Source organism: Salmonella sp. NW722 (genome assembly GCF_051702785.1).
In the GTDB taxonomy this organism is placed as follows: Bacteria; Pseudomonadota; Gammaproteobacteria; order Enterobacterales; family Enterobacteriaceae; genus Salmonella; species Salmonella enterica.
In genome coordinates this window covers 106,799-121,611 of the sequence record NZ_JAMMIN010000010.1, presented here as the reverse complement: position 1 = coordinate 121,611, position 14,813 = coordinate 106,799, and the positions used below count along the sequence as shown (strand labels likewise).

Genomic DNA, 14,813 nt, shown 5'->3' with positions numbered 1-14,813 from the left:
AAATTTCAAAAGGAAATCATGCCTGATGCGCATTGCGACGGCGTGAGTACCATTCAAGGATTTGGTGACGATGCAAACTGACGGAACGACCAACGACAACAACAATGAGAAGCGCACCGGACAATGCGCTGGAAATTTGATTCGGCACTCCGGCCATCTGTAGCCCCTGCTGTAAAAATCCCACCAGCAGCGCCGCCAACGCGGACCCCATAATCGACCCGGAGCCGCCATAAATATTGGCGCCTCCCAGCACAACCGCCGTAATGGCCGGCATCAGGAAAGAGGCGCCCAGATCCGAACGTGCGGAGCCAAAGTAAGAAACCAGTAATACGGCGGCGATCGCGGAGGCGCATCCGGTCATGGCATACACGGTATACAACGTGCGATTCACCGGGATCGCGCTGTACTGCGCGACACGGGCGCTCTGGCCAATCAGGAAAACGTTGCGTCCCATATGCGTGCGATGCATGAGCAGCCAGAAAAACAGACAGCACACAAGAAAAAAAATAAGCGGCATGGGAATACCAAGAAATGAAATATTGGCAAAGTCAGTGAACGCTGTGGGAAATCCACCAATACCTTCATAACCCGTGGCGCCAGCCATACCAGATAACAATAATGCGCTACCACCAAATAAATACATGGTTCCCAGAGTAATCACCAACGGGTTTACGCCGGTATAAATAATAAGTCCGGCATTTATCAGCCCACATATTGCGCCGAGTAGTAGGGTAATAATAATCGCTAAAGGTAGCGGCATACCGAGCTGAAACAGCACACCCAGGGTAATCGCGCATAGCCCGATTGTAGAACCAAATGAAATATCCATGCCACCGCTGACAATAACCATTGTTAGCGGCAAAGCGACAATACCGATACAAATAAAATCGCTAGTGCTAAAAAGTAAGACATTAATATCTAATAAACGTGGATTAATCAGACCGAAAGCCAGAATTTCAAAGATCAATAAGGCTGCCAGCGCAATTTCCCAGCTATAGCGTCGCCATGGATTCATCATGCCACCTCTTTGTTTTTATTCTGTTGTGCGTGCGTTTTTGCTTCCGCCTGTAGTGGAGTGGGTGGTGATATAAAACGGGCATATTTCTGGCGGCGCAGATTGCGTTGTAATGCGCAACGCAGTCGCCCATCGAATACCAGTACGCCCAACAATACCAGGCCAGCAATAAAATCGTTCCACCAGGCGGGGATACGCAGCAGCACTAACACACTATCGATTTGCGTAAGAAAATAAGCGCCGAGAATAGCGCCGATGACCGTGCCTGACCCGCCTAACAGGCTAATTCCCCCCAATACGCAGGCCGCGATGGCTTTCATTTCCAGCCCCGTGCCGGTTTGATTGGGAATGAAGCCAATCTGCGAGGCAAACACGATTCCAGCCAATGCCGCCATACCGCCATTAAGTGAAAATGCCATGATGCGTACCATCTCGGTACGGACACCCAATTGCCGGGCGCCCTGCAGGTTATCGCCGGTGGCGTAAAAATTGCGGCCAAAGGCGGTTTTCGCCAGGAGCCAGGCCATAAGTAGCGCTAACACCAGGGTAAACCAGCCGATTGCGGAAATTCCCAGAAACACCGGAGCAGAGAGTTGCTTTAAGCCTGCGGGTAATCCTTCAATCCATTTCCCCCCTGTCCATAGCAGCATGATCCCACGATACAAGCCCAGCGTTCCCAGCGTGGCGACAATGGCGGGTATCTTCAACCAGGCAACCAGTACGCCATTAAAAAATCCGGCGACAATTCCTAATATTAGTGTGGCCAGGCAGGCGACCGGCAGGCTATAGCCGGCGTTTAACATCACTCCCAGCAATACCGCGCACATGCCTGTCGTCGAGCCCACCGATACATCAATATTGCGGGTGAGCATTACCATCGTCGCGCCAATCGCCAACAGCATCAAAATTTGCGCGCTACTGAAAACCATTGTCAGCGTTTGCACGCTCAAATACTGGCTATCCAGCGCGCCAGGAAACACGAATAAACAGACTATTGCCAGCAGTGCCGTCGCTTCCCGGTTATTTTGGATGAATTTCAACATGTTGCCTCCGACGCACCATGTTCGCCAAACGCAACGTGCATGATGGTATCAACGTTAATTTCCTCGCCGCATAACGCAGGCCCCCCCAGTTCCCCCTGGTGCATGACATATACGCGATCGGCCATCTGCTCTATCTCTTCCAGATCGGAGGAAATAAACAGCACCGCGACATTTTGTTGCGCGATACTGCGCAACAACTGATAAATATCGCTGCGGGCGGAGACATCGACACCGCGGGTCGGTTCATCGACAATCAGTAATTGCGGAGAGGCCTCCAGGCATTTGGCAATCAATACTTTTTGCTGGTTACCGCCGGATAAAGTACGCGCCGCCTGTTCGGCATTATTGAGTTTGATATTTAACGCGCGGTGGTAACGTTCAAGGGTGGCGTTATCCCGCTGGGGCTTTATCCAAAATCCTTTTTGGTTGTGGGTCAGCGAACAGACATTCCATGCCAGGGAAGCGTCAAGATACAGCCCGGATGACTGCCGATCTTCCGGCAAATAGACCAGGCCGAGCTGCAACCGCTGTTGGGTTGTCAGGGCGTTAATTTCTTCACCATTGAACAGCATCCGCCCCGCATTGACCGGTCTAATACCGTACAGCGTTTCAGCCAGTTCTGTGCGTCCCGCGCCGACCAACCCGGCCAGACCAAGGATTTCGCCTGCCCGCACCTCAAGGTTGATATTCATAAAACCTTCGCCCGTCAGTGACTCCAGCGCTAATACCGTCGCGCCGCGTTCGTTCTGCGGGCGGCTGCCAGGCAATTCCAGCCACAACTTTTGATTCGCGGAAAGACTGACGCCCTGCGTTGCCGGGGTGATAGCTTGAATAATCTCGTCGGTAGAAAGGTCATGCGTTTTTCCGAATAATGCGATTTTACCGTCACGCATCACGCTAACGCAGTGAGCTAACTGTCTAATTTCTGGCAGCTTATGAGAAATAAATACAATTCCGACACCCTTTTTCAGCAACTCTTGCAGACGCGTAAATAACCGGTCAGTTTCGGCTGGCGTTAACGACGCCGTGGGCTCATCAAGAATTAAGATTCGCGAGTCGCGCATCAAGCCGCGCATAATTTCAACGATCTGGCGGTCTGCAACATCAAGCGTACCCGCAGCGCTCGCCGGATCGAGTTGGCATCCCATCGCCTTTAATAGCTGCTGCATTTTTTCCGTGGAGGCCTGACGTCCCTGCAAGCCAAACAAGATATTTTCCCGCACAGATAAACTCGGAAATAACAGAGGCTCCTGGGGAACCAGGTAAATGCCATACTGGTGCGCCTTCAGAGGCGTTAAATGACTGCAACGCACACCAGCAATATCGATAGTCCCTCCATCTGGCGGGACTATACCGGCAATAATCTTCATTAATGTTGATTTACCCGCACCATTGCCGCCAAGCAATGCGTGCACCTCTCCCGCATGCAGAGTAAAGTCAATTCCCTTTAGTACTTCGACGCCGGAATAACTTTTATAAATGTTCTGCACACAAATCAGAGGGGATGCAGTATTGTGACTGATTTGCATGTTGCCTCCGCTCCCTCAATGTTGACTGACGGGACTGAACAAATGTTTTTTGAAAAAGAAATTGTTCAAAACGGTAGTAGTTATTTGGTCAAAAAACTCTCATCCAGATCACGTTTTCTGAATAAATGAATTTTTAGATGATAAATGTTCAGATTTGACGCGTTTTTGTGGCGTTAATCACGGTTATTTCGGAGTGATAACTGAACAATTGTGTTAATGATTTAGAAATGTTCAAAGTAAAGCCAGGTTATGACAATGAGCGATAATACGTTGGTATCTGATTATGGAATGTGCGAAGAAGAGCAGGTGGCGCGTATTGCCTGGTTCTACTATCACGATGGATTGACGCAGAGTGAAATCAGCGAGCGTCTGGGGCTAACCCGGCTAAAGGTTTCTCGTCTGCTGGAGAAAGGGCATCAGTCCGGTATTATTCGCGTACAAATCAACTCCCGCTTCGAAGGGTGTCTTGAGTATGAAAATGCCTTGCGCAACCACTTCGCATTGCAGAATATCCGCGTGCTGCCGGCATTACCCGATGCCGATATTGGTCTGCGCTTAGGAATCGGCGCCGCCCATATGTTGATGGAGTCACTGCGGCCACAGCAACTGCTGGCCGTCGGCTTTGGCGAAGCCACGATGACCACATTAAAACGCCTCAGCGGATTTATCTCGGCGCAACAAATCCGACTGGTCACGTTATCCGGCGGCGTGGGGCCGTATATGACCGGAATAGGCCAGCTTGATGCCGCTTGTAGCGTAAGTATTATGCCCGCGCCGCTGCGCGCATCATCGCAGGAAATTGCCTGCACGCTGCGCAATGAAAATAGCGTGCGGGATGTGATGCTCACAGCGCAAGCTGCCGATGCCGCCATCGTGGGGATTGGGGCAATTAACCAGAAAGATCAAGCCAGTATCTTAAAATCCGGCTATATCACTCAGGGTGAACAACTCATGATTGGCCGCAAAGGCGCAGTAGGCGATATTCTGGGCTATTTTTTTGATGCTCATGGCGAAATTATTCCAGACATCAAAATCCATAACGAATTAATTGGCCTGAAGTTAAATTCACTTTCCACGATCCCAACCGTGATTGGCGTCGCCGGCGGCGAACAAAAAGCAGAAGCTATTATTGCCGCTATGCGCGGTAACTATATCAATGCGCTGGTTACCGATCAGAAAACCGCAGGGAAAATAATTCAACTTATTGAAAAATAAAAAATAAAATAACACTTACCTCAATTCAATAAACAATAACTGACAGGATTTTATGTAACGATGTAAAAATAGCCGAGGATAAAAAAATGGCTCGACTCTGTACCCATACTGAATCAGGACATTACCTGATGGCTCTTGACGCCGGTACCGGTAGCGTCAGAGCAGTAATTTTTGATCTACAAGGAAAGCAAATAGCTGTCGGTCAAGCGGAATGGCAGCATCTGGCCGTGCCGGATGTGCCTGGTTCGATGGAGTTTGATCTTGCCAAAAACTGGCAACTGGCTTGCCAGTGTATCCGTCAGGCACTACAGAAAGCCGCCATCCCTGCAACGGCTATCGCTGCCGTATCGGCCTGCTCGATGCGTGAAGGCATTGTTATTTATGACAGTAACGGCGAACCCATTTGGGCCTGCGCTAATGTTGACGCCCGCGCGGCGCACGAAGTCAGTGAATTAAAAGAGCTGCACGATAACACCTTTGAGGAGGAAGTTTATCGTTGCTCCGGGCAAACGCTGGCGCTCAGCGCTATTCCGCGTCTGCTCTGGCTTGCCCACCATCGTCCGGATATTTATCATCGCGCGTCAACCGTCACTATGATCAGCGACTGGATGGCCTTTATGCTCAGCGGCGAACTGGCGGTCGATCCCTCCAACGCAGGCACGACGGGGTTATTGGATCTGGTGACCCGCAACTGGAAACGTAGTCTGTTACAGATGGCGGGCCTGCGTTCTGACATTCTCTCGCCGGTAAAAGAAACCGGGACGCTGCTCGGTCACATTTCACAGAAAGCGGCTGAACAGTGCGACCTGCAAGCGGGTACGCCGGTCATCGTTGGCGGCGGCGATGTGCAGTTAGGCTGTCTGGGGCTGGGCGTCGTACGCCCGGCGCAAACGGCCGTGCTGGGCGGAACCTTCTGGCAACAGGTGGTCAATCTTCCCGCGCCGGTCACCGACCCAAACATGAACGTTCGCATCAATCCTCATGTGATCCCCGGTATGGTACAAACCGAGTCTATTAGCTTTTTTACTGGGTTAACGATGCGTTGGTTCCGCGACGCCTTTTGCGCCGAGGAAAAACTAATCGCTGAAAGGTTAGGTATTGATGCGTATTCCCTGCTGGAAGATATGGCCAGCCGGGTTCCTCCCGGCGCGTACGGTGTGATGCCCATCTTCTCTGACGTTATGCGTTTTAAACGCTGGTACCATGCCGCGCCGTCGTTTATCAATCTGTCTATCGATCCTGAAAAGTGTAATAAAGCGACCCTATTTCGCGCGCTGGAAGAGAATGCCGCCATTGTTTCCGCCTGCAATTTACAGCAAATTGCCGCGTTTTCCGGCGTACAGGCCGACTCGCTGGTTTTTGCCGGCGGAGGATCTAAAGGCAAATTATGGAGCCAAATCCTTGCCGACGTTACGGGACTCACCGTTCACGTACCTGTCGTCAAAGAAGCTACCGCGCTAGGGTGCGCTATTGCCGCAGGCGTTGGCGTGGGTGTCTGGCCATCGCTGGCGGAAACGGGAGAAAAGCTAGTGCGCTGGGATCGGGAGCATAAACCTAATCCTGAAAATTTCGCTGTCTATCAGCAGGCCAGAGAAAAATGGCAGGCCGTTTATCAGGATCAACGCGCGCTGGTCGATGGTGGCTTAACGACATCCCTCTGGAAAGCGCCAGGCCTGTAACAGGAGAATAAGCATGCAAAAAACGAATGAGAAGAATCATGAATACCGCTTTGGCGATAATGGCCCTAAATACTTAATCCGTGGGCCGGGCTGCGATATGGGCGTCGTCATACTACAACCAGGGCAGTCATTCCCTAACCATCGCCATAATACCGCTTGTGAGATTTTTTATACCCTAAGCGGTGAAGTGTGCCTGTATCTGGAAGGAACACCTCATATCCTGCAAACTGGAGATGTTTTACAGTGCGAACCTGGGGAGGCGCATTATCTCATTAATAACGGCGATAAACCCTGGAAAGGCGTGTTTATTAAATCGCCGCATCTGGAAAATGACAGCCACCCCGCAGATCCACCGGCCTGGTAACGCCCGCGCCATCGCCAGATTTTGCCGGATAGCGCCACGAGAGCCTTGTCCGGCCTCCAAACGGCATTCGTTAATGCAATATCAAGCTGTCATTTGATGACCTGTTGGTTCAAGATATCACACTGATGATCCTGAATTTCCTCGGCAGAAGCGCGATTGAAGATCAGTAAATTACGCTCGGTCGCCAGCAGGACAAAAGAGCCATCGCTTTGGCGTATCACCGCCAGCGCGATACATCACAGCATCCCCGCCCGCGCAGGAACTTTCCCTGGTCCCATCGCCACCACAGCAACAAAAAATAGCAGTGCGGTCATAAACTCCGGCAGTAGCGAAGTCGCCAACAGAAGGATAGTAACGCCAACCATGATGAAAGGAAGAAACAGAGGATGGGGCAACCAGAGCGACATACCTGTCTCCTGACGATTTTTTCAGCAAGAATACGACGGACAGTCAGGCAGGTAAACGCCAGATATAGTGGGGTTATCGCAGGATTAAGTGGACAGATCAGTGATAATGAATTTCACCAAAGTATTCAGACAGCACGTAATAGCGGCAATACTCAAAAGGGCTGTCCTTCCCGGCCTGAAACGTCTGTCTGGCGACGGATAACAGCGGTTTATTGGCGGCGATTTGCAATTTTTCGCACAGGTCAGCGGAAGGTAAAATCGCCTCAACTTTTTCTATCGCCGAGTCGCTTGTGACGTTTAATAACGAATAGAGCGACGTATGCTCCAGCGCCTGCGGCGTCAGTTCCAGGCCGGGAAAGAAGCTGAGATCGAGATATATTTTCTCATGGTTAAATGGGCGGTTATTCAGGCAACGAATACGCGAAATATAGAGATAGTGATGCTGTGCGGGCAGGCTCAAGCCGTCTGCCTGAGCGTCGCGCGCGCGGCGCGGCGCGATTTCCAGAATACGGTTCTCAATCGCCACGCTGGCGTCCTGGAGATCGCGGGTAATACCGCGAAACGTGTGCCCGTAGCTCACGCCTTCCGGCACCGAGCACACCACCGAACCACTCCCGCGCTGCGACGAAATAATGCCCGCATTGATCAATTCGCTCCAGGCCTGTTTAACCACAATCAGCGAGACGTTGTAGGCTCTGGCAATCTCTTTTTGCGTCGGCAGCTGGCTGCCTAAAGGCAGGGATCCATTTTGGATCTGCTGACAGATGATAAAAAATAGTTGCTTATAAAGCGGAGTAAAGCTCGTTTTATCAACCTGCAAGCTGCGCACCTCACGTCTTCGCCAGCAGGGGACGTTTTACCGTCCCCGGCAGGGTGAAGTCGCTACCCTGCGATTTGCCTGGCCAGTTCTGCCAAATCGAAATGATTCATACGATCCAAAGTCGTTAAATAATCGGCGGGAAAAGCCTCCACGCCATGGAATGCGCCGGAAATCGCCCCAACCATGGTGGCGACAGTATCAGTATCATTGCCGATATTAACGCCGGAGATAATAGCATCTACGGCAGAATTCGGACAACACGCGAACAGGCCAAAGGCCGCCGGCACCGCTTCACTCACGTGCAGTCCGGAGCCAATAATATCAGCAAGTTCCACCACCGCCGTTTCCCAATGGCGATGACGTTTACCGATATCCACGGCCAGCTCAATGCGTCGGGCAACGGAAGGACCTGCCACCATCATCGCCCCTTGCTCCTGCGCCAGCAGATAGCCTCTTTGCGCGCCGTAAATACCGGCAGCAATAATGCTGTCTGCATTGGTCTGCGCTCTTAACGCCTCGCTGGTTGCCGCCGCCATCGCCGCCGCGCCGGACATCGCCAGCACGTTATTATGCGTAAAACGGCAAATCTGTAGCGCGCAGTCAATCGCCGCGTCAATATCACCCGGATGCAGCACCGCCGCTGGCCAAATCTTCATGGCGGCGCCGTTCGTTGCCTCCGCGTTACCCTTATTAATAATCTGTACCGACTGTTTTTCGCCTTCCAGCTCACCCTGTAAAGAGGCGCGGTTATCATTAAATATCGCTTTCATTGCCGCACGCGTCGTCGGGCCGGTAAAGTTGGCGTAGTACGGGTAATCCAGCCACTGCTGAAAAGCCTCGCGCATCGCCTCGTCGCTGACCTGGCGTTGATGGCGCAGCAGCGCATCCATGATGTACTTCGCCTGAATAAAATCATCCGTGCACATCCCCGCTTCATTGCAGCGGCCAAACGTGTCCGCAGGCGGTTTTTGAAAGGTCGTCACCCAGCCGCCAAAATAGTCTTTTATCTGCTGCTGGGTGCGTACTTCCGTCGCGGCTCCCATCGCGTCCGCGGCGGCGGCGCCCACCAGGCATCCCAGTATTTTGTTTTGATCAACGTGCATGATGACTCCTTATTTCACGGTCATGGCTTGTGCCAGCGAATGGCTGGACAGAAAAGTGTTGAGCTGCTCAGGAAACGGTAAAGCGGTCATTGCGCCCTTTGCCGTCACCGCCATAGCGCCACAGGCGTTGGCATTGCTGATGGCCTCCGCCAGCAGGGCATGGTTCCAGCAATTTGCGCGGGAAAGGGTGAACAGCAGTCCGCCGACAAAAGCATCACCGGCTCCCGTGGTATCGACAACATCGACGCGCGGTGCGGGGAAATGGAACTCCCCCTCGGCGGTAATCAACAGCGCGCCATCGGCCCCCAACGAAATAATGGTGGTGTCGCAGCCCAGATCGCGCAGGTAATAACGCGCATCCTGCCAGTGGCTGGCCCCGCTGAGCTGGCACAGCTCATCTGCCGAGACTTTGCAGATAGAAGCCAGCGCGGCGGACCGGGCGATCAGTTCAGGGATTTCATCGGTATTGCGCCACATCTTGCTGCGCAGATTGACGTCAAACAGTACGTAACCACCCGCTTCACGCATTCTTCTCGCTCCCTCAAGGCACGCCTCGCGAGCGGGCCTGTCGGTGAGGCCAATTGAGCTGAAGTAAAACCATTCGTGCTGCCTGAACGGCGGCAAATCCTGCGGCGAAACGTAGGTATCAGCCCCCGGATGCACCAGATAGGTAAAGCTGCGTTCCCCGTCAGCCGTCAGGTTGACGATCAGCACCGCGCTGGTCAGGTCAGCATCCAGCCGCAGCGAAGAGACATCCACGCCGTTATCCTGGAAAACCTGGCGCAGGAAGCGACCGGCGTCATCGTCGCCAAGACAGCCAATAAAACCGCACTCTCCACCCAGCCTGGCCACACATACCCCCACGTTCGCCGACGCTCCGCCGGGGCATTTCAGATAGCTGTTCTGTTTTTCCGGCACCAGATCAACGGAGGCATCGCCGATAACCCAAACCTTATTCATGGCCTTCATTTGCGCCTCCTTATGCCTGTTTCTGCGCCAGGGCGAGCTGAATATCACGATAATATTCGTTGTTAATCAGATACTTTTTCATAAGCAGCCCAACCGCAAGGTGGAACAGAGCCGGAATGAGCGTCATCATCAGCGCAATACCGGTGAGCGAACGTGCGGTCTGTTCAACATCGGCCTGATAGCCAAAGTGGCTCAGCAGGAATCCGAGTATTCCGCCCGCGATCCCCATCCCAAACTTCTGGAAGAAGAGGATGCCGCCAAACGCCAACCCGGAAACGCGCAGACCGGTTTTCTTTTCGCCGTAATCCACCGCTTCGGCGATAGAGGACCAGAACACCGGCATTTGCATATCGCAGAAGAAATTAATAAGAAAATAGAACGCAAAGGCGAGGACAAGATTTTCACGCCCGACGGAGAAATACATCAGCGCGCTCAGGATAAAAGTAATAATCTGGGTGTAGCGGAACATCTTAATTTTGTCCCAGAATTTAGTTATCCAGGTGGTGGCGATCATCGCTAAAATAGAGGCAACGACGCCGGTGGTCAGGAAGGGTGAAATCAGGCTATCTCCGCCGTTCAGATAATACTTGGCGTAATAAGCGGCAACGGAACCGCGAATAACATAACCGCACATCAGCAGCAGAATAACAACGCCGAGAATAATCCACTGATCGTTACGTAACAGATATTTAAACTGTTTCCCCACCGATAACGAGGTAATTTCCGGCTCGCTGCGTTCACGCGTGGTAAGAAAACAGAAGATAAACAGCAAGGCGCCCATCGCCCCCATCAGCCCCATGGAAAACTGGTAACCCAGCGCCTTGTTGCCCTGCCCCAGCCAGACGGCAAGCATCGGTACGACGATAGTCACCAGGAAAGCGGCAATCTTGGTCATCACAAAGCGATAGCCGTTGGCGCTTAACCGTTCGACGGGATCGCTGGTAATCACGCCAATCATCGAAATATAGGGAATGGTGATCGCGGTATAGACCAGGGTCATAAGAATATAGGTGCCATAGGCCCACGCCAGCTTGGCCATATAAGCCATGTCAGGCGTAATAAACATCAAATACACGGCGAAACCAAAAGGAATGGCAAACCACAGCAGCCACGGGCGGTAACGCCCCCAGCGCGTGTTCAGTTTATCGGTCAGGACCCCCATGGCCGGATCGATAATGGCATCAATCATTCGCACAACCACAAACAGTACGCCAACATCAGCGGCACTCAGGCCGTAGATATCGGTATAGAAATAGGCGAGGAGCAGCTGCATGGCGATAATCACAACGTTTATCGCCATATCTCCCGCGCCGAAGCCGATTTTTTCCACGATAGAAAGTTTCATGTTGATATTCCTTTACGCTTAACAGCGCAAATCTGGTGAACAATTAATGATGTCACTACATGAAATAAAAACGTTTTTATATAAGCCATCCACCAGACAATCTATGGAGGCTATGAAGAGAGTGTAACTAACCACAAAAAGATATAAAGGTATACCTTTATATCTTTTGATCGGTTTCACATATTTTTATAGACACGATCTTACCCCAGTTTTAAACCGGGATAAGAATCAATAAGATAATGAGCAGGGGGTGGAACGAAAATCAGCGGGAAGACAAAATGGCGCAACTATGGTCCTGAATCTCTTCCGCCGATGCGCGGTTGAAGGTTAGTAAATTACGCTCGGTCGCCAGCAGGACAAAAGAGCCATCGCTTTGGCGTACCACCGCCAGCCCATAGCGTCCCATATGATCGCGCGCTTCCGGCACCTCTTCCGCCAACATCATAAACGGACTACGCTGCGCCAGTTCGCTCTCGGTTACCCGGCGCGCCAGGTATTCATGCCCCATCAGGTCGCCCGGTAGCGGAAGCCAGCGAGTGCTGATGCGCGTGAGATCGTTATCCAGTTGTTCCCGAACGTCAGGACGGATGCAAGAAATATGGATATGCAAATGGTCCTGTGAACGACCAAGCCGCGAATTAATCGCCAGCGAGACTGCGCTATCCGGAATATCATGCCCGTATTTTTTACTCATATAGCCGCGAGCCTGCCAGGCCAGCCAGAAAAAGTTGGGCGTAGCGGGTTCCAGCAATAGCGGGCTTTCTGTACCGTTGATACGGTAGGTGGGCATCAATAAATATTGCAACGGACCGTGACGATCTTTAAAGACGACATAGCCGGCGCGAGGTTTGACTTCCGCGCAAGGCGCTGGGTTTTGATGCTGTAACTGATCGGGCAGGCATTGTTCAAGCACGATTTCCCGTAATGCATCAGGATTGCCGGAAAATTTCCAGTAACCGACGCCCGCCGCGGCGACAATCACTATCACCGCCAGTAAAAAGTGGCCTGTTTTTTTCATGATATGCGTTCCCTGTGACCCATAGACGGGGAAGAGTAACGCAAAATTGTGGCAAAGAAAAAACCCGGTAACATAATACGTTACCGGGTTTATAAACGGTTTAGCGTTTGCTGATTTGGTCGAACGTACCGCCATTAGCGAAGTGATCTTTTTGCGCCTTCGCCCAGCCGCCAAACACCTCGTCAATGGTGAACAGCTTCAGCTTCGGAAACGCATCGTCGTATTTTTTCACCACGTCAGCATCGCGCGGACGGTAGAAGTTTTTCGCTGCTATCTCCTGCCCTTCCGGCGAGTAGAGATACTTGAGATACGCTTCCGCTACCGCTTTGGTGTCTTTCTTTTCCACCACTTTGTCGACCACGGAAACGGTCGGCTCTGCGAGAATAGATTCACTCGGGGTCACTATCTCGAATTTATCTTTACCCAGTTCATTCGTCGCCAGTAGCGCTTCGTTTTCCCAGGCAATCAGCACATCACCGATACCGCGTTCAACGAAAGTATTGGTTGAGCCGCGCGCGCCGGAGTCCAGCACTTCAACGTTTTTAAACAGGGCTTTGACAAAGTCCTGCGCTTTGGCCTGATCGTTATTGTTGTGGTGCAGGGCGTAGCCCCATGCCGCCAGATAGTTCCAGCGTGCGCCGCCAGAGCTTTTCGGGTTTGGCGTAATCACCGACACACCGGGTTTAATCAGATCGTTCCAGTCATGAATTTGTTTTGGATTGCCTTTGCGGACCAGGAAAACGATGGTGGAGGTGTAAGGTGCTGAGTTATCCGGCAGACGCTTAATCCAGTTTTTATCGATACGACCACGTTCCGCAATAGCGTCCACATCGTAAGCCAGCGCCAGCGTCACGACATCGGCTTCAATGCCGTTAATAACGGAAGTCGCCTGTTTACCCGAACCGCCGTGCGATTGGCGGATCACGACGTTGTCGCCGGTTTCCTGCTTCCAGTGCGCGCTAAACGCTTTGTTGTACTGCTCGTACAGCTCACGCGTTGGATCGTATGATACGTTAAGTAACTGAATATCCTTTGCCAGAAGGCTGGTTGACGCCAGCAATAATGTGAACCCCACGCCCCACTTTTTCATCGCCCGACTCGCTTATGTTGTGTTGTGATGAGCAAAGCGTGCCAGAAAGCGATCCAAACATTAAAGAATAAAAAAAGATTGGCTATAACTTCGAGGAATAAATCTGAGGGATTGCCGGATGGCGGCTAGCGCCTAATCCGGCCTACACGTGTCTGCAACCTGTAGGCCTGATAAGCGTAGCGCCATCAGGCGCGCAAAAACAATCAGTACAGTTTTTTCGCGCACTCCATCCAGTCGCTTTTGAACGGACGCTTCATGTTTTCAATCGCATCGATGATGTCATGATGAACAAGCTGCTCGTTCTGGATACCGACACAACGACCGCCATGGCCTTCCAGCAGCAGGTCAATAGCATACGCGCCCATACGGGAAGCCAGAATGCGATCGTAAGGTACCGGGGAACCACCGCGCTGAATGTGGCCGAGCACCGTCGCACGCGTTTCACGGCCCGTTTCTTTTTCAATAAAGTGCGCCAGCTCGTCAACATCACACATATGTTCGGTGATAGCGACGATAGCGTGTTTTTTCCCTTTCGCGATCCCGGCTTTGATTTCCGCCACCAGATCCTCGCGATTAAATTCAACTTCCGGCACCACGATAAACTCACAGCCGCCAGCAATAGCCGCCGCCAACGTCAGATCGCCGCAATAACGGCCCATCACCTCAACGATAGAGATACGCTGGTGAGAAGAGGAGGTGTCACGCAGACGGTCAATCGCTTCCACTACAGTGCCGAGAGCAGTGAAGTAGCCGATAGTGTAGTCGGTGCCTTTGATGTCGTTATCGATAGTGCCTGGCAGACCGATGCACGGGAAGCCCATTTCAGTCAGACGTTTTGCACCCATATAAGAACCGTCGCCGCCAATAACTACCAGCGCATCGATACCGCGTTTTTTCAGGTTTTCGATCGCGACAGCGCGAATATTTTCGTCACGGAATTCCGGGAAACGGGCGGAACCGAGGAAAGTACCGCCACGGTTGATCATGTCAGATACGCTGTAACGGTCAAGCTGCACCATACGATCTTCATACAGGCCCAGATAGCCGTCATAAATGCCCATGACTTCCAGCCCTTCCGTCAACGCTGCGCGCACAACACCGCGGATTGCCGCGTTCATGCCCGGCGCATCACCGCCGCTTGTCAACACACCGATTTTCTTAATCATGACTACCTCTGAACTTTGGAATGCAAAATGAAATCTATTGCCGGAAGCCG

The 14,813-nt window shown here is 52.1% G+C and carries 13 protein-coding genes and 2 pseudogenes; 3 read left to right on the top strand and 12 right to left on the bottom strand.

All coding sequences use genetic code 11. The features are described 5' to 3' along the window. Window positions 1–16 precede the first annotated feature (16 nt). Genes lsrD through lsrA form a run of 3 tightly spaced genes read right to left on the bottom strand, consistent with a single transcriptional unit; the run spans window position 17 to window position 3,587 of the window. Window positions 17–1,018 (bottom strand): autoinducer 2 ABC transporter permease LsrD, encoded by a 1,002-nt coding sequence (lsrD, locus tag NA330_RS21065; RefSeq protein ID WP_000981826.1) that lies wholly within the window; start codon window positions 1,016–1,018, stop codon window positions 17–19. After that, window positions 1,015–2,058, bottom strand: coding sequence for an autoinducer 2 ABC transporter permease LsrC (gene lsrC / locus NA330_RS21060; RefSeq protein ID WP_000911133.1), 1,044 nt, complete (start codon window positions 2,056–2,058; stop codon window positions 1,015–1,017). Before lsrC ends, lsrD begins: the two co-directional genes overlap by 4 nt. Continuing rightward, a complete protein-coding gene (gene lsrA / locus NA330_RS21055; protein WP_001167248.1) occupies window positions 2,052–3,587 on the bottom strand; it encodes an autoinducer 2 ABC transporter ATP-binding protein LsrA in 1,536 nt (511 codons plus the stop codon). The genes lsrC and lsrA overlap by 7 nt, the downstream gene beginning before the upstream one ends. A 255-nt stretch (window positions 3,588–3,842) precedes the next feature. On the opposite strand from lsrA, the gene lsrR reads away from it, so the two are divergent. The 3 genes from lsrR (at window position 3,843) to NA330_RS21040 (ending at window position 6,845) form a co-directional block, all read left to right on the top strand. Further along, on the top strand, window positions 3,843–4,802 hold the full coding sequence (gene lsrR, locus NA330_RS21050; RefSeq protein WP_001283049.1) for a transcriptional regulator LsrR: 960 nt from the start codon (window positions 3,843–3,845) through the stop codon (window positions 4,800–4,802). A gap of 86 nt (window positions 4,803–4,888) precedes the next feature. After that, entirely contained in the window at window positions 4,889–6,481 is a 1,593-nt protein-coding gene (lsrK, locus tag NA330_RS21045) for an autoinducer-2 kinase (protein ID WP_000113085.1), read from the top strand. Window positions 6,482–6,494: 13 nt separating this feature from the next. Continuing rightward, window positions 6,495–6,845 (top strand): cupin domain-containing protein, encoded by a 351-nt coding sequence (locus tag NA330_RS21040; RefSeq protein WP_001173080.1) that lies wholly within the window; start codon window positions 6,495–6,497, stop codon window positions 6,843–6,845. Window positions 6,846–6,934: 89 nt separating this feature from the next. Here NA330_RS21040 and NA330_RS21035 read toward each other — a convergent pair. The 9 genes and pseudogenes from NA330_RS21035 to pfkA form a co-directional block, all read right to left on the bottom strand. Further along, a pseudogene (locus NA330_RS21035) lies at window positions 6,935–7,075 on the bottom strand (CDP-diacylglycerol diphosphatase); the annotation flags it as partial. 51 nt (window positions 7,076–7,126) lie between these two features. Further along, a pseudogene (locus NA330_RS21030) lies at window positions 7,127–7,252 on the bottom strand (hypothetical protein); the annotation flags it as partial. 97 nt (window positions 7,253–7,349) lie between these two features. Beyond that, entirely contained in the window at window positions 7,350–8,072 is a 723-nt protein-coding gene (locus NA330_RS21025) for a GntR family transcriptional regulator (protein ID WP_023242413.1), read from the bottom strand. Window positions 8,073–8,134: 62 nt separating this feature from the next. Beyond that, complete coding sequence (locus NA330_RS21020) at window positions 8,135–9,175, bottom strand: ADP-ribosylglycohydrolase family protein (RefSeq protein ID WP_000557882.1); 1,041 nt, start codon at window positions 9,173–9,175, stop codon at window positions 8,135–8,137. Window positions 9,176–9,184: 9 nt separating this feature from the next. Then, window positions 9,185–10,144 (bottom strand): aminoimidazole riboside kinase, encoded by a 960-nt coding sequence (locus NA330_RS21015; RefSeq protein ID WP_023242412.1) that lies wholly within the window; start codon window positions 10,142–10,144, stop codon window positions 9,185–9,187. A gap of 10 nt (window positions 10,145–10,154) precedes the next feature. Further along, window positions 10,155–11,489 (bottom strand): MFS transporter, encoded by a 1,335-nt coding sequence (locus NA330_RS21010; protein WP_023227082.1) that lies wholly within the window; start codon window positions 11,487–11,489, stop codon window positions 10,155–10,157. A gap of 262 nt (window positions 11,490–11,751) precedes the next feature. Further along, window positions 11,752–12,507, bottom strand: coding sequence for a CDP-diacylglycerol diphosphatase (locus tag NA330_RS21005; RefSeq protein WP_023242411.1), 756 nt, complete (start codon window positions 12,505–12,507; stop codon window positions 11,752–11,754). 100 nt (window positions 12,508–12,607) lie between these two features. Beyond that, window positions 12,608–13,597 carry a sulfate ABC transporter substrate-binding protein gene (locus NA330_RS21000; RefSeq protein ID WP_023242410.1) on the bottom strand — a complete coding sequence of 330 codons (990 nt, stop codon included), beginning with the start codon at window positions 13,595–13,597 and terminating at the stop codon, window positions 12,608–12,610. A 203-nt stretch (window positions 13,598–13,800) separates the two neighbouring features. Further along, window positions 13,801–14,763: a 6-phosphofructokinase gene (gene pfkA / locus NA330_RS20995; RefSeq protein WP_000591793.1), complete on the bottom strand. Its 963-nt coding sequence runs from the start codon at window positions 14,761–14,763 to the stop codon at window positions 13,801–13,803. Window positions 14,764–14,813: the final 50 nt, after the last annotated feature.